At 34.4% G+C, this 19,217-nt stretch carries 23 protein-coding genes; 22 read left to right on the top strand and 1 reads right to left on the bottom strand.

The genetic code is table 11. The features are described from left to right. The first annotated feature begins 9 nt into the window (after nucleotides 1-9). The 21 genes from rplX (at nucleotide 10) to AC2DZ0_RS07175 (ending at nucleotide 13,831) form a co-directional block, all read left to right on the top strand. Nucleotides 10-318 carry a 50S ribosomal protein L24 gene (gene rplX / locus AC2DZ0_RS07275; protein WP_300321667.1) on the top strand — a complete coding sequence of 103 codons (309 nt, stop codon included), beginning with the start codon at nucleotides 10-12 and terminating at the stop codon, nucleotides 316-318. 1 nt (nucleotide 319) lies between these two features. After that, a complete protein-coding gene (rplE, locus tag AC2DZ0_RS07270) occupies nucleotides 320-871 on the top strand; it encodes a 50S ribosomal protein L5 (protein ID WP_484492364.1) in 552 nt (183 codons plus the stop codon). A gap of 3 nt (nucleotides 872-874) precedes the next feature. Next, nucleotides 875-1,144 (top strand): 30S ribosomal protein S14, encoded by a 270-nt coding sequence (gene rpsN, locus AC2DZ0_RS07265; RefSeq protein WP_484492363.1) that lies wholly within the window; start codon nucleotides 875-877, stop codon nucleotides 1,142-1,144. 249 nt (nucleotides 1,145-1,393) lie between these two features. After that, a complete protein-coding gene (rpsH, locus tag AC2DZ0_RS07260; RefSeq protein WP_484492362.1) occupies nucleotides 1,394-1,792 on the top strand; it encodes a 30S ribosomal protein S8 in 399 nt (132 codons plus the stop codon). Between the two features lie 15 nt (nucleotides 1,793-1,807). Further along, nucleotides 1,808-2,353 carry a 50S ribosomal protein L6 gene (gene rplF, locus AC2DZ0_RS07255; RefSeq protein WP_484644652.1) on the top strand — a complete coding sequence of 182 codons (546 nt, stop codon included), beginning with the start codon at nucleotides 1,808-1,810 and terminating at the stop codon, nucleotides 2,351-2,353. A gap of 17 nt (nucleotides 2,354-2,370) precedes the next feature. After that, nucleotides 2,371-2,724: a 50S ribosomal protein L18 gene (gene rplR, locus AC2DZ0_RS07250; RefSeq protein ID WP_484492360.1), complete on the top strand. Its 354-nt coding sequence runs from the start codon at nucleotides 2,371-2,373 to the stop codon at nucleotides 2,722-2,724. A 10-nt stretch (nucleotides 2,725-2,734) separates the two neighbouring features. Further along, the gene (gene rpsE, locus AC2DZ0_RS07245) at nucleotides 2,735-3,259 is read left to right on the top strand and encodes a 30S ribosomal protein S5 (protein ID WP_300321653.1); all 525 of its coding nucleotides are present in this window, start codon (nucleotides 2,735-2,737) and stop codon (nucleotides 3,257-3,259) included. Nucleotides 3,260-3,270: 11 nt separating this feature from the next. Next, nucleotides 3,271-3,453 carry a 50S ribosomal protein L30 gene (rpmD, locus tag AC2DZ0_RS07240; RefSeq protein WP_484644650.1) on the top strand — a complete coding sequence of 61 codons (183 nt, stop codon included), beginning with the start codon at nucleotides 3,271-3,273 and terminating at the stop codon, nucleotides 3,451-3,453. A gap of 14 nt (nucleotides 3,454-3,467) precedes the next feature. After that, nucleotides 3,468-3,917 carry a 50S ribosomal protein L15 gene (gene rplO, locus AC2DZ0_RS07235; protein WP_484492358.1) on the top strand — a complete coding sequence of 150 codons (450 nt, stop codon included), beginning with the start codon at nucleotides 3,468-3,470 and terminating at the stop codon, nucleotides 3,915-3,917. 15 nt (nucleotides 3,918-3,932) lie between these two features. Next, nucleotides 3,933-5,276: a preprotein translocase subunit SecY gene (gene secY / locus AC2DZ0_RS07230; RefSeq protein WP_484492357.1), complete on the top strand. Its 1,344-nt coding sequence runs from the start codon at nucleotides 3,933-3,935 to the stop codon at nucleotides 5,274-5,276. A gap of 1 nt (nucleotide 5,277) precedes the next feature. Next, a complete protein-coding gene (gene infA, locus AC2DZ0_RS07225; RefSeq protein WP_093668881.1) occupies nucleotides 5,278-5,493 on the top strand; it encodes a translation initiation factor IF-1 in 216 nt (71 codons plus the stop codon). Between the two features lie 11 nt (nucleotides 5,494-5,504). Then, nucleotides 5,505-5,621, top strand: a complete 117-nt coding sequence (gene ykgO, locus AC2DZ0_RS07220) for a type B 50S ribosomal protein L36 (RefSeq protein ID WP_013621733.1) — start codon at nucleotides 5,505-5,507, stop codon at nucleotides 5,619-5,621. A gap of 3 nt (nucleotides 5,622-5,624) precedes the next feature. Beyond that, nucleotides 5,625-5,999 (top strand): 30S ribosomal protein S13, encoded by a 375-nt coding sequence (rpsM, locus tag AC2DZ0_RS07215; protein WP_484492356.1) that lies wholly within the window; start codon nucleotides 5,625-5,627, stop codon nucleotides 5,997-5,999. Nucleotides 6,000-6,011: 12 nt separating this feature from the next. Further along, nucleotides 6,012-6,395, top strand: a complete 384-nt coding sequence (gene rpsK, locus AC2DZ0_RS07210; protein ID WP_152285502.1) for a 30S ribosomal protein S11 — start codon at nucleotides 6,012-6,014, stop codon at nucleotides 6,393-6,395. Between the two features lie 81 nt (nucleotides 6,396-6,476). Continuing rightward, entirely contained in the window at nucleotides 6,477-7,082 is a 606-nt protein-coding gene (gene rpsD / locus AC2DZ0_RS07205; RefSeq protein ID WP_484492355.1) for a 30S ribosomal protein S4, read from the top strand. A gap of 20 nt (nucleotides 7,083-7,102) precedes the next feature. Beyond that, a complete protein-coding gene (locus AC2DZ0_RS07200; protein WP_300321630.1) occupies nucleotides 7,103-8,095 on the top strand; it encodes a DNA-directed RNA polymerase subunit alpha in 993 nt (330 codons plus the stop codon). A 60-nt stretch (nucleotides 8,096-8,155) separates the two neighbouring features. Next, nucleotides 8,156-8,641 carry a 50S ribosomal protein L17 gene (gene rplQ / locus AC2DZ0_RS07195; protein WP_484644646.1) on the top strand — a complete coding sequence of 162 codons (486 nt, stop codon included), beginning with the start codon at nucleotides 8,156-8,158 and terminating at the stop codon, nucleotides 8,639-8,641. Nucleotides 8,642-8,811: 170 nt separating this feature from the next. Continuing rightward, a complete protein-coding gene (gene carA, locus AC2DZ0_RS07190; RefSeq protein WP_484644644.1) occupies nucleotides 8,812-9,912 on the top strand; it encodes a glutamine-hydrolyzing carbamoyl-phosphate synthase small subunit in 1,101 nt (366 codons plus the stop codon). Nucleotides 9,913-10,071: 159 nt separating this feature from the next. After that, the gene (gene eno / locus AC2DZ0_RS07185) at nucleotides 10,072-11,361 is read left to right on the top strand and encodes a phosphopyruvate hydratase (RefSeq protein WP_484644643.1); all 1,290 of its coding nucleotides are present in this window, start codon (nucleotides 10,072-10,074) and stop codon (nucleotides 11,359-11,361) included. A gap of 281 nt (nucleotides 11,362-11,642) precedes the next feature. Then, nucleotides 11,643-12,929, top strand: coding sequence for a citrate synthase (locus tag AC2DZ0_RS07180; RefSeq protein WP_484492351.1), 1,287 nt, complete (start codon nucleotides 11,643-11,645; stop codon nucleotides 12,927-12,929). 65 nt (nucleotides 12,930-12,994) lie between these two features. Then, nucleotides 12,995-13,831, top strand: a complete 837-nt coding sequence (locus tag AC2DZ0_RS07175; protein WP_484644641.1) for an arginine deiminase-related protein — start codon at nucleotides 12,995-12,997, stop codon at nucleotides 13,829-13,831. A 28-nt stretch (nucleotides 13,832-13,859) separates the two neighbouring features. Here the strand turns inward: AC2DZ0_RS07175 and AC2DZ0_RS07170 are convergent, their stop codons facing one another. Further along, entirely contained in the window at nucleotides 13,860-16,400 is a 2,541-nt protein-coding gene (locus AC2DZ0_RS07170; RefSeq protein ID WP_484644639.1) for an ATP-dependent Clp protease ATP-binding subunit, read from the bottom strand. Between the two features lie 262 nt (nucleotides 16,401-16,662). Between AC2DZ0_RS07170 and gyrA the strand changes: the two genes are divergently transcribed. After that, nucleotides 16,663-19,203, top strand: a complete 2,541-nt coding sequence (gyrA, locus tag AC2DZ0_RS07165) for a DNA gyrase subunit A (RefSeq protein ID WP_484644637.1) — start codon at nucleotides 16,663-16,665, stop codon at nucleotides 19,201-19,203. Nucleotides 19,204-19,217: the final 14 nt, after the last annotated feature.

Raw genomic sequence — 19,217 nt, 5'->3', positions numbered from 1 at the left:
TTATAAAAAATGGCGAAGCTAAAATTAAAAACAGGAGATAACGTAAGAGTTATTGCTGGTGATCAAAAAGGAAAAGAGGGAAAAATTACTCGTGTTTTTGCAGAAAAAAACAGAGCGATTGTTGAGGGTGTAAATTTAGTATCTAAACATACTAAGCCTAGTGCTCAAAGTCCTCAAGGAGGAATTGTTAAGAAAGAAGCTTCTTTAGATGTTTCTAATCTAGCGTTGTTAGAAGACGGTAACGTAACGAAAGTTGGTTATAGATTAGAAGACGGAAAGAAAGTACGTTTTTCTAAAAAATCAGATAAAGCTATATAATATGAGTTATATACCAAGACTAAAAGAAGATTACGGAAAGAGAATTGTATCTGCCTTGACTGAGGAGTTTGGATACAGTAACGTAATGCAAGTACCGAAATTAGAGAAGATCGTTATTAGTAAAGGAGTTGGTGCTGCTATTGCTGATAAAAAATTAATCGAATATGCTGTTGAAGAATTAGCTACGATTACGGGTCAAAAACCAGTTGTTACTCTTTCTAAGAAAGATATCGCGACATTTAAATTACGTAAAGGAATGCCAATTGGTGTGAAAGTTACGTTAAGAGGTGTTAAGATGTATGAGTTCTTAGATAGATTGATTACTGCTTCATTACCTCGTGTAAGAGATTTTAACGGGATTAAAGCTAACGGTTTTGATGGACGTGGAAACTATACTTTAGGTATTACAGAACAAATCATTTTCCCTGAGATCAATATTGATAAGGTAAATAAAATTGGAGGAATGGATATTACATTTGTAACGTCTGCTCCAACTGATAAAGAAGCTAAATCATTATTAACTGAAATGGGATTACCATTTAAAAAGAACTAAGATATGGCTAAAGAATCAATGAAAGCCCGTGAGGTTAAAAGAGAAAAAGTTGTAGCTAAATACGCAGAGAAAAGAAAAGCTTTGAAAGAGGCTGGTGATTACGAAGCGTTACAAAAGTTGCCTAAAAATGCATCTCCAATTCGTTTGCACAATCGTTGTAAATTAACTGGAAGACCTAAAGGTTATATGCGTCAATTTGGAATTTCTCGTGTGACTTTCCGTGAGTTGGCAAACCAAGGTTTGATCCCAGGTGTAAGAAAAGCTAGTTGGTAATTCACCAATTATTGATAATAAAAACTCTATTTCTTTGGAAATAGAGTTTTTTTTCATATAAATTTTAGAAACGTTGAAGATATTATACATATTTTAGTATCTTTGCACGCTGTTATTTGTATGAGAATGACTGAATTCAATGAAAATCGACTTAAAAAGGTGTGGTTTTATTGAGAAAAATAGAATATAAATTGATTTCAGGTTTTGTCTTAGAGTAAGACGAAAAACCGTAATCGCAAATAAGTATATATGTACACAGATCCAATTGCAGATTATCTTACAAGGATAAGAAATGCTGCAGCAACCGGACACAGAGTTGTGGAAATTCCTGCTTCAAACTTGAAGAAGAATATGACCAAAATTTTGTTCGAGCAAGGTTACATTTTGAGCTACAAGTTCGAGAACAATACTGTTCAAGGAACTATCAAGATTGCCTTAAAGTATGATGCTGACTCAAAAGAGCCAGTAATTAAGAAATTAGAACGTATTAGTACACCAGGACTAAGACAATACGTAAACGCATCAGAGATGCCACGTGTATTGAATGGTTTAGGTATTGCTATCGTTTCAACTTCAAAAGGTGTGATGACTAACAAGAAAGCACGTCAAGAGAATGTTGGAGGAGAGGTTTTATGTTACGTTTATTAATAAAGAGATAGTATTATGTCAAGAATAGGAAAAAACCCAATAGCAATAGCAGAAGGTGTGACCGTTACTATCGCGGATAATTCAATTACTGTAAAAGGTAAATTAGGTGAATTAACGCAAGAAATTAGTGGAGGTATTACAGTAAAGCAAGAAGATAACTCATTAATCGTGGAAAGACCATCAGATAGTAAAGCTGATAGAGCTAATCACGGTTTATACAGATCTTTGATCAGTAATATGGTACAAGGAGTAGCTACAGGATTTACTAAAGAGTTAGAATTAGTTGGTGTTGGTTATAGAGCTTCTAACCAAGGGCAAGTATTAGATTTAGCCTTAGGATTTTCTCATAACATCGTTCTGGATATTGCTCCAGAGGTGAAAGTTGAGACTGTTTCTGAAAAAGGAAAGAATCCGATTGTAAAGTTAAGCTCTTTTGATAAACAATTAGTAGGACAAGTTGCTGCTAAGATTCGTGGATTCAGAAGACCAGAGCCGTACAAAGGAAAAGGAGTTAAGTTTGTAGGTGAAGAATTAAGAAGAAAAGCAGGTAAATCTGCATAATTTATAGAAAATATATTATGGCATTATCAAAGCTTGAAAGAAGACAAAGAATTAAATCTAGAATTAGAAAAGTTGTTTCTGGAACATCTGCAAGACCACGTCTTTCTGTTTACAGAAGTAATAAAGAGATTTACGCTCAAATTGTTGATGACGTAGCAGGTGCAACATTAGTATCTGTATCATCTAGAGATAAAGGAGTTGACGCTAAAGGATCTAAGTCCGAAGTAGCTACTACAGTTGGAAAAGCAATTGCTGAAAAAGCAATCGCTGCAAAAATAGAAACTGTTTCTTTTGATAGAAATGGGTTTTTATACCACGGAAGAGTTAAAGCATTAGCTGAAGCAGCTAGAGAAGCTGGTTTAAAATTTTAAGAAGTAAAGTATGTATCAAAAATATAAAAACGTAGAATTAGTTAAGCCAAGTGGTTTAGAGCTTGTTGATCACTTAGTAGGTGTAAACAGGGTTACTAAAGTAACGAAAGGTGGACGCGCATTCGGATTTTCTGCAATCGTTGTTGTAGGAGATGGAAACGGAGTTGTAGGTCACGGTTTAGGGAAGTCTAAAGATGTTGCATCTGCAATCGCAAAAGCAATTGAAGACGCTAAGAAAAACTTAGTGAGAATTCCTATTATAAACGCTACTTTGCCACATGAGCAAAAAGGTAAGTTTGGAGGAGCAAGAGTATTCTTGAAGCCTGCATCTCATGGTACTGGAGTTATTGCCGGTGGAGCTGTACGTGCGGTATTAGATTCAGTTGGAGTACATGATGTATTATCAAAGTCTCAAGGATCTTCTAACGCTCACAATGTGGTAAAAGCAACTTTTGATGCTTTATTACAGTTGCGTAGTGCTCATACTATTGCAAAGCAAAGAGGAGTTTCTTTAGATAAAGTTTTTAACGGATAAATCGAAGAACGATGGGAAAAATTAAAATAAAACAAGTAAAAAGCCAAATCAGACGCGAAGGTTCTCAAAAGAAAACCTTAATTGCTTTAGGGTTGCGTAAGATGAATCAAGTTGTGGAGCATGAAGCTTCAGCAACAATACTTGGTATGGTAAATAAGGTTAATCACTTAGTTTCTGTAGAAGAAATTAAATAAACAATATTCACGTAATGAGTTTAAGTAACTTACAACCCGCAGCTGGTTCAGTTAAAAAGGGTAAGAGAATAGCAAGAGGTGAAGGTTCTGGTAAAGGTGGAACTGCAGCTAGAGGTCACAACGGTCAAAAATCACGTTCAGGATATTCAAGAAAGATTGGATTTGAGGGTGGTCAAATGCCTTTGCAAAGACGTGTTCCTAAGTTTGGTTTTACAAACATTAACCGTAAAGAATATCAGGGAATTAATCTTGATAAATTGCAAGAGTTTTTGGATGCAGGAAAAATTTCTGAAACTGTAGATTTAGCATCTTTAGTAGCATCTGGATTAGCTCACAAAAATGACTTAGTAAAAGTATTAGGTCGTGGTGAGTTAAAAGCAAAGTTGAATATTACTGCACATAAATTTACTGCATCTGCCAAAGCGGCAATTGAAGCAGCAGGTGGAACAGCAGTAACTTTATAAGAAAGATTTAAGTAAATGAAGAATTTTATAGAAACCTTACAGAACATTTGGAAAATAGAAGAACTTAGAAATAAGATTCTTTTAACACTTGGTTTAATGGCGGTTTACCGTTTTATGGCTCAAATTCCTCTTCCGGGAATTGATCCAACTCAGTTGACAGCTTTGGAAAATCAAGCAGATGGAGGTCTGTTAGGTTTGTTAAATGCATTTACAGGAGGGGCGTTTTCTAGAGCATCTATAATGGCTCTAGGAATTATGCCATATATTTCTGCTTCAATTGTGGTTCAGTTAATGGGAATCGCGGTTCCTTATTTACAAAAACTTCAGAAAGATGGTGAAAGTGGAAGAAAGAAAACTACGCAAATAACACGTTGGTTAACTATTGGAATTACCTTAGTTCAAGGACCTGCTTACATTACTAACATGGCATCTATTTTGCCAGAATCTGCTTTTGTTGCAGATGCAGTTGTTGGTACTGGATTCTTCTGGTTCTCGTCTATGATTCTTTTGATGGCCGGTACTGTTTTTGCAATGTGGTTAGGAGAGAGAATTACTGATAAAGGAATTGGTAACGGAATTTCGTTATTAATTATGATTGGTATTATCGCTCGATTCCCTTCATCATTTGCACAAGAATTAGCTTCTAAAACAGCTAGTGGTGGTGCAGGTGGAGTAATGATGATATTGTTAGAAATTGTAGTTTGGTTCTTAGTAATCTTAGCTTCAGTGTTACTCGTAACGGCCGTTCGTAGAATTGCGGTTCAATATGCAAGAAGAACTGTAGTAGGAGATGTTAAGGATGTAGAAGGTACAAGACAATACATTCCGTTAAAGTTAAATTCAGCAGGTGTTATGCCTATTATATTTGCGCAAGCAATTATGTTCATTCCTGGAGCGTTGGCTCAAAAAGCAGAAGGATCGTTCCAAGCGATTGGAGCGAGTTTTGCTGATATGAATGGGTTGGGGTATAATATTTTATTTGCAGTATTGATTATTGTGTTTAGTTATTTCTATACAGCAATAACAATACCAACTAATAAAATGGCTGATGATTTAAAACGTAGTGGTGGATTTATTCCTGGAATTAGACCTGGGCATGAAACTGCAGAGAGATTAGATTCTATTTTATCTCGAATTACGTTTCCAGGTTCTTTGTTCTTAGCATTGTTGGCTATTTTACCAGCAATAGCTGTGCAATTTGGAATTCAACAAAACTGGGCATTATTTTACGGAGGTACGTCATTGATCATTATGGTTGGTGTGGCTATCGATACTATTCAACAAATTAACTCTTACTTATTGAACAGTCATTATGACGGTTTAATGAAAGTAGGAAATAAAAGAAAATCATCATTGTAATATGGCTAAACAAGCTGCAATACAACAAGACGGAACAATTACTGAGGCATTGTCAAATGCAATGTTTAGAGTTGAACTTGAGAACGGTCATATCGTAACCGCTCATATATCTGGTAAAATGCGTATGCATTATATCAAATTGTTACCAGGCGATAAAGTGAAGTTAGAAATGAGTCCTTATGATTTATCTAAGGCTCGAATTACTTATAGATACTAAAACATTATACGATGAAAGTAAGAGCATCAATAAAAAAGAGAAGTGCCGAGTGCAAGATTGTGCGTAGAAAAGGCAGATTATATGTAATCAACAAAAAGAATCCTAGATTCAAACAAAGACAAGGGTAAGTTATGGCAAGAATAGCAGGAATTGACATACCAAAAAACAAAAGAGGAGTTATTGCTTTAACTTACATTTTTGGAATTGGTAGCAGTAGAGCTAAAGAGATTTTAGCAAACGCAGGAGTAGACGAAAGCATCAAAGTTCAGGATTGGACTGATGAGCAAATTGGAGCAATCCGTGAGCAAGCTGGTACTTTCACTATTGAAGGTGAATTACGTTCAGAAACTCAATTGAACATCAAACGTTTGATGGACATCGGATGTTACAGAGGAATTCGTCATAGATCTGGTCTTCCATTAAGAGGACAAAGAACAAAGAACAACTCTAGAACAAGAAAAGGTAAAAGAAAAACTGTAGCGAACAAAAAGAAAGCTACTAAATAATAACTAGAAATTATGGCTAAATCAAATTCAAAAAAGCGTAAGGTTATTGTTGAGTCAGTGGGTGAAGCGCACATCACGGCTTCATTTAACAACATCATTATTTCTTTAACAAACAAAAAAGGAGATGTAATTTCTTGGTCATCTGCTGGTAAGCAAGGATTTAGAGGTTCTAAAAAGAATACTCCTTATGCTGCTCAAACAGCTGCAGAAGATTGTGCAAAAGTTGCTCATGAAGCTGGATTAAGAAAAGTAAAAGTTTATGTAAAAGGACCTGGTAATGGACGTGAGTCTGCAATTAGAACTTTGCATAATAATGGAATTGAAGTTACAGAAATCATTGATGTAACACCTATTCCTCATAATGGTTGTCGTCCACCAAAAAGACGTAGAGTATAATTAATTTTAAATTTAATTAGGAGTTAGATTGTCGGAGGAGTTCGCCTTAATTCACAATCCCTAATTATAAAACAATAAGAAATGGCAAGATATACAGGACCAAAAACTAAAATTGCTCGTAAGTTTGGAGAAGCGATTTTCGGAGATGATAAATCTTTTGAAAAAAGAAATTACCCTCCAGGGCAACATGGTAATGCAAGACGTAGAGGAAAGAAATCTGAATACGCGATGCAATTGCAAGAAAAACAAAAAGCAAAGTATTCTTACGGAATATTAGAGCGTCAATTCAGTAACTTGTTTAAAAAAGCGTCAAACAGTAAAGGAATTACTGGTGAAGTTTTATTACAATTATGTGAATCTCGTTTGGATAATGTAGTTTTCCGTATGGGAATCTCAAATTCTCGTAGAGGAGCTCGTCAGTTAGTATCTCACAGACATATCACGGTAAATGGAGAAATTTTAAATGTTCCTTCATACTCATTACAACCTGGTGATGTTGTTGCTGTAAGAGAAAAGTCTAAATCTTTAGTTGCTATTGAAGATGCATTAGCTGCAAACAGCAATGTATACGAGTGGTTAACTTGGAATGCTGATACAAAACAAGGAACTTTTGTTTCTGTACCAGAAAGACTTCAGATTCCTGAGAACATCAAAGAACAATTAATAGTAGAGTTATACTCTAAATAATTTTTGACACCCGTTAAACTATGGCAATTTTAAATTTTCAGAAACCCGACAAAGTAATAATGATTGAATCTACTGATTTTGAAGGTAGATTTGAGTTTAGACCTTTAGAACCAGGTTTTGGTTTAACAGTAGGTAACGCATTGAGAAGAGTATTACTTTCTTCTTTAGAAGGATTTGCTATTACATCTTTAAGAAAAGAAGGTGTAGAACATGAATTCTCTACTATAGAAGGAGTTGTGGAAGATGTTACTGAAATTATCCTTAATCTTAAGCAAGTACGCTTTAAGAAACAAATTGAAGATACTGATAGAGAAACAGTTTCTATTTCAGTTTCAGGACAAGAGCAAATCACTGCTGGAGATATCCAGAAGTTTACATCAGGTTTCCAAGTATTAAATCCAGATTTAGTTATCTGTAACTTAGAAAGCAGTGTAAAGTTTGATATGGAAATTACTATCGAAAAAGGTAGAGGTTTTGTACCTGCAGAAGAGAATAAGAAAGTAAATGTGCCTATGGGAACTATTTTTACTGACTCAATTTACACTCCGATAAAGAATGTAAAATATGCAGTAGAAAATTACCGTGTAGAACAAAAAACGGATTACGAAAAATTAGTTTTTGACATCGTTACTGATGGTTCTATCAATCCTAAAGATGCATTAACAGAAGCAGCTAAAATTTTGATTCACCACTTTATGTTGTTCTCTGATGAGAGAATTACGTTAGAGGCGGACGAAATTGCTCAAACTGAAACATATGATGAAGAGTCTTTACATATGCGTCAGTTGTTGAAGACTAAACTAATTGATATGGATTTATCAGTTAGAGCCTTGAACTGTTTGAAAGCTGCAGAAGTTGAAACTCTTGGAGATTTAGTATCATTCAACAAAAATGACTTAATGAAGTTCCGTAATTTCGGAAAAAAATCTTTAACGGAACTAGATGAATTAGTTCATGTAAAAGGTTTGAACTTTGGAATGGATTTAAGTAAATACAAATTAGATAAAGATTAATCTTTCATAGTTTGCTCCTCAGAAGTGAGTTGAGCAAGATGAAAGCAAAAAAGAAAAGTCATGAGACACGGAAAAAAATTCAACCATTTAGGTAGACAAACTGCACATAGAAAAGCAATGTTAGCTAATATGGCATGTTCATTAATTGAGCATAAACGTATTAACACAACAGAAGCTAAAGCTAAAGCTTTACGTCAGTTTGTTGAACCGATTATCACGAAATCTAAAAATGATACTACGCACAATCGTAGATTAGTTTTTAGTGTTTTAAGAAACAAATTTGCTGTAACTGAATTGTTTAAAGAAGTTTCAGTAAAGGTTGCTGACCGTCCAGGTGGATATGTTCGTATCATCAAATTAGGAAACCGTCAAGGAGATAACGCTTCGATGTGTATGGTGGAATTAGTTGATTACAACGAAATTTACAATCCTAATGGAGCTAAGAAGAAAAAATCTACTCGTAGAGGAAGAAAAAAAGCTGATGCTGTAGTTGCACCGGCTGCTGAGGCACCTGCTACTGAGGAAACTAAATCTTCTGAAGAATAAGATGTTATATCAATAACAATTATATAAAGGATAAACTATTTTTTAGTTTATCCTTTTTTTATATACGATAAGGAAATGTAGAACGCATTTATTATCTTTGCACAGCGAAAAAAAGTACATTATAATTTTGAGTTGAAACAGAAGTTTTAACGAACGTAGATCTTATACATATGAATTACAAGAATTTAAAAAGAGCAATTTTATTATTAGAAGACGGAACTATTTTTGAAGGGAAATCGGTTGGAATCGAGGGATCTTCATTTGGGGAAGTTTGTTATAATACGGGAATGACTGGATACCAAGAGATTTTTACGGATCCTTCTTATTCTGGTCAGCTTATGGTTACTACCAATGCGCATATTGGTAATTATGGGGTTAATGATGACGAAGTTGAATCAGATGGTATTAAAATCGCTGGATTGATATGTCGTAATTTTAGTTTTCCATATTCTAGAGATAGATCTCATGGATCGTTGGAGCAATATTTAGAAAAGCATAATTTATTGGCGATAACTGATGTAGATACGAGAGCATTAGTGAGCTATATTAGAGATAGAGGAGCAATGAATGCTGTTATTTCTACTGATGTTGATAATATTGAAGGTTTAAAAGCACAATTGAAAGAGGTTCCTAATATGGAAGGTTTGGATTTAGCTTCTACGGTTTCAACAAAAGAGCCATATTTTTATGGAGATGAAAATGCGACTTACAAAGTTTCTGCCCTTGATTTAGGTATTAAAACTAACATTTTAAGAAATTTAGCAAAAAGAGATTGTTATATCAAAGTATTTCCAAATACAGCATCATTAGAGGAATTAAAAGCATTTAATCCTGATGGATACTTTTTATCAAATGGCCCTGGTGATCCAGAACCATTGAAGAATGCACAAAAAGTAGCTGGTGAGATAATTGAACAAAATTTACCATTATTTGGTATTTGTTTAGGGCATCAAGTGATAGGAATATCACAAGGGGTTACAACTAAAAAAATGCATAATGGGCATAGAGGAATTAATCATCCTGTAAAAAATTTGATTACTGGTAAAGGTGAAATTACATCTCAGAATCATGGTTTCGTAATTGATAGAGCTTCATTAGAAGGGAATGATAATGTAGAAGTAACTCATATCCATTTAAATGATAATACAGTTGCTGGGATTGCAATAAAAGATAAAAATTGTTTCTCTGTGCAGTATCATCCAGAGGCAAATCCTGGACCACATGATTCTTCATATTTGTTTGATCAATTTATTGAGAATTTAAAAAAGTAATTTTCTTAACGTTTCGATGATATGAATGTCGAGTTAATGTTTGATATTGGTAATTGTATTACGAATACGATTTAGGAAATAAAAAAGAAATAAGAAAGTAATTTATATGTGCTTTTGTAAATTGCATACGAATTAAGAATAAACTAAAATATATATTAAATGAGCGTAATTATTAGCATTCATGCACGTCAGATTTTTGACTCAAGAGGGAATCCTACTGTTGAAGTAGATGTTATCACAGAAAGTGGAGTATTAGGTAGAGCAGCAGTTCCTTCTGGAGCTTCTACTGGAGAACATGAAGCTGTAGAATTAAGAGACGGTGGTTCTGATTTTATGGGGAAAGGTGTTTTAACTGCAGTAAATAATGTAAATACTTCTATAGCTGAAGAGTTGTTAGGGTTTTCTGTATTTGAGCAAAATGCTATTGATCAAGCGATGATTGATTTAGATGGTACACCAAATAAATCTAAATTAGGTGCTAACGCAATTTTAGGAGTTTCTTTGGCTGTAGCTAAAGCTGCTGCTAATGAATTAAACCAACCTTTATATCGTTATATTGGTGGAGTAAGCGCAAACACGCTTCCTGTACCTATGATGAACATTGTAAACGGAGGTTCACATTCTGATGCTCCGATCGCATTTCAAGAGTTTATGATTATGCCAGTGATGGCTAAAACATTTTCTCATGCATTGAAAATTGGATCTGAGGTATTCCATAACTTAGCTAAAATATTGCACGGAAGAGGTTTAAGTACTGCAGTAGGAGATGAAGGTGGTTTTGCACCAACGTTCGAAGGAACTGAAGATGCAATTGAAACTGTATTATCTGCTATTGAGAAAGCTGGATATAAGCCAGGTGAAGAAGTGATGTTAGCATTAGATTGTGCTGCCGCTGAATTTTTTGAAGATGGTAAATACAACTATGCAAAGTTTGAAGGTGAAAATGGAGCTGTAAGGACTTCTGAAGAGCAGGCTGATTATTTAGCTGAATTGTCTCAAAAATACCCTATCATTTCTATCGAAGATGGAATGGATGAAAATGACTGGGAAGGATGGAAATACTTGACAGAAAAAATTGGTGATAAAGTTCAATTAGTTGGTGATGATTTATTTGTGACTAACGTGGAGCGTTTATCAAAAGGTGTTGAAGAAGGGATCGCTAATTCTATTTTGATTAAAGTTAATCAAATTGGAACATTAACGGAAACAATTGCAGCTGTGAACATGGCTAAAAATGCTGGATTTACTTCTGTAATGTCTCATAGATCTGGAGAAACTGAAGATAATACAATTGCTGATTTGGCAGTTGCATTGAATACTGGTCAAATTAAAACTGGTTCTGCATCAAGATCTGATCGTATGGCTAAATACAATCAATTATTAAGAATTGAGGAAGAGTTAGAAGAGCAAGCATATTATCCACAGGATAAAGCTTTCAAATTGAGCTAAGATTCTTTTTAGAATATAAAAAGCCGTTTCATTTTTGAAACGGCTTTTTTTGTTACAATTATCCTTATTTTAATTGGGAAACCAATTATTGTTTTCATGATGAATTAGCGAAATTCGCATATTTACACTAACACTATCTGTGTTAGTTGATGTAAAATTGTGTAATTATTAAAAATTCACCGATTTTATTGCGAATTTTTTTGGTAGAAAAACAAGGGATTTTATGTAAATTTGCATCTCTTGGAAAGAGAAGCTTAAAATCCAACAAAAAAAATTTAAATATGTCTGAAACAGCGAAACTAAAAGTAAACGGTAAAGAGTACGAATTTCCTTTATTAAAGGGGACTGAAAATGAATTAGCAATTGATATAAAATCATTGAGAGCCGCTACTGAAGGAGTTATTACGTTGGATTCAGGATATAAAAATACAGGGTCTTGTGAAAGTGCTGTAACTTTTTTGGACGGTGAAAAAGGTATTCTTAGGTATAGAGGATATTCAATTGAAGATTTAGCTAGTAAGTCAAATTTTTTAGAAACTTCATACTTGTTAATTTTCGGAGAATTGCCGACGGAAGCAGAGTTAAAGAAATTCCATGATGATATCCTTGCAGAATCTTTAGTTGATGAAGATATCAAAAAGATATTAGATGGTTTTCCTAAATCAGCCCATCCTATGGGAGTTGTTTCTGCATTAACAAGTTCTTTGATTGCGTTTAATCCGGAATCGGTAAATATCGAATCTAGAGAAGATATGTATGACGCGATTGTTAAACTTTTAGCTAAATTCCCAGTTCTTGCAGCATGGACTTTACGTAAAAAACAAGGATTGCCATTAGATTATGGAGATGTTAATTTGGGCTATGTTGAAAACATGTACAAAATGATGTTCTCTAAACCGAACTGTGACTTTAAAGCGAATCCTGTAGTTTTAAATGCGTTGGATAAGTTATTGATTTTACATGCCGATCATGAGCAAAACTGTTCGACTTCTACAGTAAGAATTGTAGGTTCTTCTCACGCTGGTTTGTTTGCGTCTATTTCTGCTGGAATCTCTGCATTATGGGGACCATTGCACGGTGGGGCTAATCAAGCTGTTATTGAAATGTTGGAAGATATTAAAAATGATGGAGGAGATTATAATAAATATATTGCCAAAGCAAAAGATAAAAATGATCCTTTCCGTTTAATGGGATTCGGACACAGAGTTTATAAGAATTTTGATCCTCGTGCAAAAATTATTCAAGTTGCTGCTGAGGAAGTGTTAGCAGACCTTGGTATAAATGATCCTGTATTGGAAATTGCAAAAGGTTTAGAAAAAGTGGCTTTAAATGATGAGTATTTTAAATCGCGTAATTTATATCCAAATGTTGATTTCTACTCTGGTATTATTTATCGTGCATTAGGAATTCCAGTAGAGATGTTTACTGTAATGTTTGCATTAGGAAGGTTACCAGGTTGGATTGCTCAATGGAAAGAAATGAGAATTAAGCATGAACCAATTGGACGTCCTCGTCAGCTTTATACTGGTGAAGTTTTAAGAGGTTTTGAATCTATTGAAAAAAGATAATTAAATAATTTATATTTGGACCCCCATAGTTTTACTATGGGGGTTTTTTATGTTAATAATATTTTATGACTGAATTTTATTTAATGGTAACACCACAAAATGGTGAGGAGCAGTTAAAATTGGAATTTCAAAATATAGTATCTGAATTGAGAAAGTTAGGTTTGGAAATTCTTATGCTACCCGCTTCTGATGCAGTTAAAGGAAACCAATATTTGTGTTCGAGAGATTGGATATCCTTTGTTGATGATCGTGTTGTTGTTGTGTATCCAATGGCTCTTTTAGATAGGCAACGGGAAAGAAACGATTTGGTTTTTGAGTTGTTGGAAGAAAATAATTTTGATGTTACTAATGTAATTGATTTTACCGAAGCTGAAATCGAAGGGGTGTTTTTTCATGGTTTAAGTAGTGTTGTAATAGATAAAATTAATAGAGTTGCTTATTGTAGTGCCTCTCAGTTAAGTGATCCAGATCTTTTTATTGAGTTTTGTGAAGAGTTAGAATATACACCTATTTTGTTTAATGAGGATGCTTTTCTAAATAATGAAAGGATAAAAACTTCGAATATTATAACGATTTGTGAAGATTTTGTGTTTTTATGTTCTTCTGGAATACTAAATAAAAAAGAGCGGAAGCTTGTATTGACACATTTGAAAAATAGTGGCAGAGAAATTATTTATGTTGACAAACATCAAGTACAAAATTATGTTAACGATACTGTTCAGTGTCGAGACAAAAATGGGAATAGTATAGTCTTAATGTCTAAAACGGCTTTTAATTCTTTAAGAAAGGAACAACTCGATAGGATTTCGAGTTTAGGAAGGATCAGGGTTTTTGACTGTGAGAAGATAGAACGATTCGGCAATCATAGTTTGGGAGCTATGATGAATGAAATAATAAAATAAAAAAGGAGCCATTTGGCTCCTTTCTTTGTTATTCTATTTTTTCTTTGTTCTTCTTTATTTTTACCGTTAGTTCGTTACTTTTTTTATCCAGATCCATTAAGATTGAATCTCCTTCTGAAAGTTTTGAATTAACAATTTCTTCGGCTAAAGCATCTTCAACGTATTTTTGAATAGCTCGTTTAAGAGGTCTAGCGCCATAATTTTTGTCAAACCCTTTTTCAGCGATATAATCTTTAGCAGTTTCACTAAGTTGAAGTTCGTATCCTAGTGAAGAAACCCTATCTAAAAGCTTTTTCAATTCAATTGTAATGATATTGTGAATATCAGCTTTTTCTAGTGCATTGAATATAATCACATCATCTATTCTGTTAATGAATTCAGGAGCAAAAGATTTTTTTAAAGCGTTTTCAATAATACCTTTCGCATGGTCGTTCGCTTGTTCAACTTTTGCTGCAGTTCCAAAACCAACACCACCGCCAAAGTCTTTCAATTGACGAGCACCAATGTTAGATGTCATTATAATTACAGTGTTTCTAAAATCTATTTTACGTCCTAAACTGTCCGTTACAAAACCTTCGTCCAAAATTTGTAGTAACATATTAAATACATCTGGGTGGGCTTTTTCAATTTCATCCAAAAGAACAACAGCATAAGGTTTTCTTCTTACTTTTTCAGTTAATTGACCTCCTTCTTCATATCCTACATACCCTGGAGGAGCTCCAATTAATCTAGAAATAGAGAATTTTTCCATGTATTCACTCATGTCAATACGAATTAATGAATCGCTAGAGTCAAATAATTCACTAGCAAGGATTTTTGCTAATTGTGTCTTTCCAACACCAGTTGATCCAAGAAAAATAAATGAACCAATTGGTTTGTTCGGGTCTTTTAAACCAATTCTGTTTCTCTGAATTGCTTTAACTACCTTCGCAACCGCGTCGTCCTGACCGATAACTTTTCCTTTAATTTTGTCTGGCAATTCACCTAATCGATTTGATTCCGCTTCCGCCACACGATTAACAGGAATTCCTGTCATCATAGAAACAACTTCAGCAACATTATCTTCTGTTACAATTTGTTTGTTCTCTTTTGATGCCTCCTCCCATTGGTTTTGAGCAGATTTTAAGGCAGCCTCGATGTTTTTCTCATCATCTCTAAGCTTTGCTGCTTCTTCGTACTTTTGACGGTTCACAGCGTTTGTTTTGCTTTCTTTTATATCCTCTAATCTTTTTTCAAGTTCTAGGATTTGTTCAGGTACAACAATATTGGTGATATGAATTCTTGAACCAGCTTCATCTAAAGCATCAATAGCCTTGTCTGGTAAGAATCTATCTGTCATGTACCTGTTTGTTAATTTTACACATGCTTCTATAGCATCTTCTGTGTATAAAACATTGTGATGGTCTTCATATTTTTCTTTTATATTATGAAGAATCTGCACAGTTTCATCAATGGATGTAGGTTCTACAATGATTTTTTGAAAACGTCTTTCCAAAGCACCGTCTTTTTCTATGTTTTGTCGATATTCATCAAGAGTAGTGGCACCAATACATTGAATTTCACCTCTAGCAAGAGCAGGTTTCAACATGTTAGAAGCATCTAAAGATCCAGTAGCTCCACCCGCACCAACAATCGTATGAATTTCATCAATGAACAAGATAATATCTTTGTTTTTCTCTAGTTCATTCATCAAGGCCTTCATTCTTTCTTCAAACTGACCTCTATATTTTGTACCGGCAACTAAACTTGCAAGATCAAGAGAGATAATTCGCTTATCAAAAAGAATTCTTGAAACTTTTCTTTGAACAATCCTTAAAGCTAGTCCTTCTGCAATTGCAGATTTACCTACTCCTGGTTCACCGATTAACATTGGGTTGTTCTTTTTTCTTCGACTTAATATTTGCGAAACACGTTCAATCTCTTCCTTACGTCCAACCACTGGATCTAAAGTATGATCCTCGGCCATGGCTGTTAAGTCTCTACCAAAATTATCCAATACAGGAGTTTTAGATTTGGTATTGGCCTTACTTTTTGCCGGCTGTGGGTCAAACGGATTGGGTTTGTTCTCAGAGAATTCATCATCTTGTCCACTTTCTGCTGTCGGTAATTCAGGTAAATCATCCGTACCACTTTCAAGTTGTTTGAATAATGATTTTACATCGTTATAATTGATTTCAAAGTTATTCAACAGTTTCGTTGTTGGGTCGTTTTCATTACGCAATATGCACAATAATAGATGTGCAGTATTGACCGCGGTATCTTGATATAGCTTAGCTTCTAAAAAGGTCGTTTTCAACGCTTTTTCAGCTTGTCTAGTCAAATGAAGTTTTTTCTTGTCAGCTTCATCGCTGATTCCTGACTCTGAAGGGTTCAAAGCCTCAATTTTTTTCTTTAAATAATCTAGATTTATATCTAGAGTTGTCAATATGTCAATAGCTTTCCCTTCAGCTTTTCTTAGGATGCCTAAAACTAAGTGTTCAGTACCAATAAAATCATGGCTCAGTCTTAATGCTTCCTCTTTGCTGTATCCTATAACATCTTTTACTTTTTGTGAGAAATTATCGTCCATAGTTTTTGTTTTGATTTAGGTAAATTTAGTAGAAATTTTTATAAAAAATTACAAAATTTAGTTTATAGTTGGGTAAAAATTATATTATTAACATTTTTTTATAAAAAAAGTAACTGATTTTCAGTTGTATAAATGATGTTGAAAACCCTGTGAAAATGTTAATAACTCTATGTAAATGAAGCGCTAGTATTTCTTGCCTAAAAGTGTAAAAATTGTATCTTGCTTATCAGAAAAAAAACTAAGTAAAACTAAATATATTTTTATGGCAGACGGGGATAAGTTGATACCTATCAATATAGAAGAACAAATGAAATCGGCATATATTGATTATTCAATGTCGGTTATCGTATCTAGAGCATTACCAGATGTACGTGATGGTTTGAAACCAGTACATAGAAGGGTTTTGTTTGGGATGCATGAATTAGGTATTAAGGCTACCGGATCTTATAAGAAATCGGCGAGAATTGTTGGAGAGGTATTAGGAAAATTTCACCCTCATGGTGATACATCTGTTTATGATGCAATGGTGCGTATGGCTCAAGATTGGAGTGTGCGTTATATGATGGTTGACGGTCAAGGGAATTTTGGTTCTGTTGATGGAGATAGCCCAGCAGCAATGCGTTATACTGAGGTTAGAATGAAGAAGCTATCTGAGGATATGATGGCTGATATCGAAAAGGATACAGTAGATCATAAACTGAACTTTGATGATACTTTACAAGAACCTACGGTATTACCAACTCGTATCCCTACCTTGTTAGTCAATGGAGCTTCAGGTATTGCTGTTGGTATGGCAACTAATATGCCTCCACACAACCTTACCGAAGTGGTAGGAGGAACGATTGCATATATCGACAATAGAGATATTGAAATTGATGAGTTAATGGAGCACATCAAGGCACCTGATTTTCCAACAGGAGGAGTTTTGTATGGAACTGAAGGAATTAAGGAAGCATTTCATACTGGTAGAGGAAGAATTATTATGCGAGCAAAAGCTTCTTTTGAGGAGGTGAATGGTCGAGAATGTATTATTGTGACGGAGATTCCGTATCAGATCAATAAGGCAGAGATGATTAAGAAAACTGCTGAGTTAGTCAATGAGAAGAAACTTGAAGGTATCGCAAATATACGCGATGAATCGGATAGAAACGGGATGAGAATCGTATACGTTTTGAAACGTGATGCGATTCCTAACATTGTAATGAACAAATTGTTTAAATACACCTCTCTTCAAACTTCATTTAGTGTTAATAATATCGCTTTGGTGAATGGGCGACCTGAAATGTTGAACTTAAAACAAATGATTCATCATTTTGTTGAGCACAGACATGAGGTAGTTGTTAGAAGAACTCAATTTGAACTTAAGAAAGCTGAAGCTAGAGCACATATTCTGGAAGGGTTGATCATTGCAAGTGACAATATTGACGAAGTGATAGCTATAATCAAGGCATCGAATAACGCAGATGAGGCAAGAGCTAGTTTAATTGAAAGGTTCAGTCTTACTGAAATTCAAGCGAAAGCAATTGTTGAGATGCGATTGAGACAGTTGACAGGTCTGGAGCAAGATAAACTAAGAAGTGAGTATGAGGAAATTATGCTTTTGATTACTGACTTGAAAGATATCCTAGCAAATGAGCCTAGGAGAATGGAAATTATCAAAGATGAGTTAATTGAGGTAAGAAGTAAATACGGAGACGAGAGAAGATCTCAGATTGAATTTGGAGGAGCGGATATGAGAATTGAGGATATGATTCCTGATTCTAAAGTGGTTGTTACAATTTCTCATGCTGGTTATGTAAAAAGAACTTTGCTATCTGAATACAAAACTCAGAATAGAGGAGGTAGAGGTCAAAAAGGAGTTTCTACTAGAAGCGAAGACTTTTTAGAGCATCTGTTTGTAGGAACGAATCATCAATATATGATGTTCTTTACTCAGAAGGGGAAAGTTTTCTGGATGCGTGTGTATGAAATTCCTGAAGGTGGAAAAGTCGCCAAAGGTCGTGCATTACAAAACCTTATTAATATCGAAAATGATGATAAGGTAAAAGCGTTTTTGGTTACTCAAGATCTAAAAGATCAAGACTATATCAATAGCCATTATATTATTATGGCTACTAAAAAGGGTCAGGTTAAAAAGACATTGTTAGAGCAATATTCTAGACCAAGAGCAAATGGTATTGCTGCCATTACGATTAAAGAAGGAGATGAATTATTAGAAGCGAAACTTACCACAGGAGATAGTCAAGTTATGTTAGCTTTAAAGTCTGGTAAATCTATCCGTTTTGAGGAGGAAAAAACTCGACCAATGGGGCGTGGTGCTTCAGGAGTAAGAGGTATTACTTTGGCTCATGAAGAAGACGAAGTTGTTGGAATGGTGGCCGTAAACGATATGGATAGTAATATACTTGTTGTTTCAGAAAAAGGATATGGTAAGCGTTCTAGTTTAGAAGATTATAGAATTACGAATAGAGGAGGTAAAGGAGTCAAAACTCTAAATATCTCGGAAAAAACAGGTGATGTTGTAGCTATTAAAAATGTTACAGATGAAGATGATTTAATGATTATCAATAAGTCTGGTATTACCATTCGTCTTGCTGTAAGTGGACTGAGGGTAATGGGAAGAGCGACTCAGGGTGTGAAATTGATCAATATCAAAGGAAATGATTCTATTGCTGCTGTTGCGAAGGTAATGCATGAGGAAGAAGAAGTGATTGATGTTGAAGCGGAAGTAACTGATGGAGCGGAAACAGCTAAAGACCAAGAGAGTTCAAGTGAAGAAATTAACCAAAATTCAGAAGAATAAATATAAACCTTAAT

The sequence above is a fragment of the Flavicella sp. IMCC45668 genome, assembly GCF_057219105.1.
The sequence above is the reverse complement of the archived record's forward strand: the minus strand, read 5'-3'. Positions and strand labels throughout refer to the sequence as shown.

Excerpts from the sequence above, each read along its gene's own strand:
- rplX (WP_300321667.1), top strand. The coding sequence starts at position 10 with ATGGCGAAGCTAAAATTAAAAACAGGAGATAACGTAAGAGTTATTGCT.
- rplE (WP_484492364.1), top strand. The coding sequence starts at position 320 with ATGAGTTATATACCAAGACTAAAAGAAGATTACGGAAAGAGAATTGTA.
- rpsN (WP_484492363.1), top strand. The coding sequence starts at position 875 with ATGGCTAAAGAATCAATGAAAGCCCGTGAGGTTAAAAGAGAAAAAGTT.
- rpsH (WP_484492362.1), top strand. The coding sequence starts at position 1,394 with ATGTACACAGATCCAATTGCAGATTATCTTACAAGGATAAGAAATGCT.
- rplF (WP_484644652.1), top strand. The coding sequence starts at position 1,808 with ATGTCAAGAATAGGAAAAAACCCAATAGCAATAGCAGAAGGTGTGACC.
- rplR (WP_484492360.1), top strand. The coding sequence starts at position 2,371 with ATGGCATTATCAAAGCTTGAAAGAAGACAAAGAATTAAATCTAGAATT.
- rpsE (WP_300321653.1), top strand. The coding sequence starts at position 2,735 with ATGTATCAAAAATATAAAAACGTAGAATTAGTTAAGCCAAGTGGTTTA.
- rpmD (WP_484644650.1), top strand. The coding sequence starts at position 3,271 with ATGGGAAAAATTAAAATAAAACAAGTAAAAAGCCAAATCAGACGCGAA.
- rplO (WP_484492358.1), top strand. The coding sequence starts at position 3,468 with ATGAGTTTAAGTAACTTACAACCCGCAGCTGGTTCAGTTAAAAAGGGT.
- secY (WP_484492357.1), top strand. The coding sequence starts at position 3,933 with ATGAAGAATTTTATAGAAACCTTACAGAACATTTGGAAAATAGAAGAA.
- infA (WP_093668881.1), top strand. The coding sequence starts at position 5,278 with ATGGCTAAACAAGCTGCAATACAACAAGACGGAACAATTACTGAGGCA.
- ykgO (WP_013621733.1), top strand. The coding sequence starts at position 5,505 with ATGAAAGTAAGAGCATCAATAAAAAAGAGAAGTGCCGAGTGCAAGATT.
- rpsM (WP_484492356.1), top strand. The coding sequence starts at position 5,625 with ATGGCAAGAATAGCAGGAATTGACATACCAAAAAACAAAAGAGGAGTT.
- rpsK (WP_152285502.1), top strand. The coding sequence starts at position 6,012 with ATGGCTAAATCAAATTCAAAAAAGCGTAAGGTTATTGTTGAGTCAGTG.
- rpsD (WP_484492355.1), top strand. The coding sequence starts at position 6,477 with ATGGCAAGATATACAGGACCAAAAACTAAAATTGCTCGTAAGTTTGGA.
- AC2DZ0_RS07200 (WP_300321630.1), top strand. The coding sequence starts at position 7,103 with ATGGCAATTTTAAATTTTCAGAAACCCGACAAAGTAATAATGATTGAA.
- rplQ (WP_484644646.1), top strand. The coding sequence starts at position 8,156 with ATGAGACACGGAAAAAAATTCAACCATTTAGGTAGACAAACTGCACAT.
- carA (WP_484644644.1), top strand. The coding sequence starts at position 8,812 with ATGAATTACAAGAATTTAAAAAGAGCAATTTTATTATTAGAAGACGGA.
- eno (WP_484644643.1), top strand. The coding sequence starts at position 10,072 with ATGAGCGTAATTATTAGCATTCATGCACGTCAGATTTTTGACTCAAGA.
- AC2DZ0_RS07180 (WP_484492351.1), top strand. The coding sequence starts at position 11,643 with ATGTCTGAAACAGCGAAACTAAAAGTAAACGGTAAAGAGTACGAATTT.
- AC2DZ0_RS07175 (WP_484644641.1), top strand. The coding sequence starts at position 12,995 with ATGACTGAATTTTATTTAATGGTAACACCACAAAATGGTGAGGAGCAG.
- AC2DZ0_RS07170 (WP_484644639.1), bottom strand. The coding sequence starts at position 16,400 with ATGGACGATAATTTCTCACAAAAAGTAAAAGATGTTATAGGATACAGC.
- gyrA (WP_484644637.1), top strand. The coding sequence starts at position 16,663 with ATGGCAGACGGGGATAAGTTGATACCTATCAATATAGAAGAACAAATG.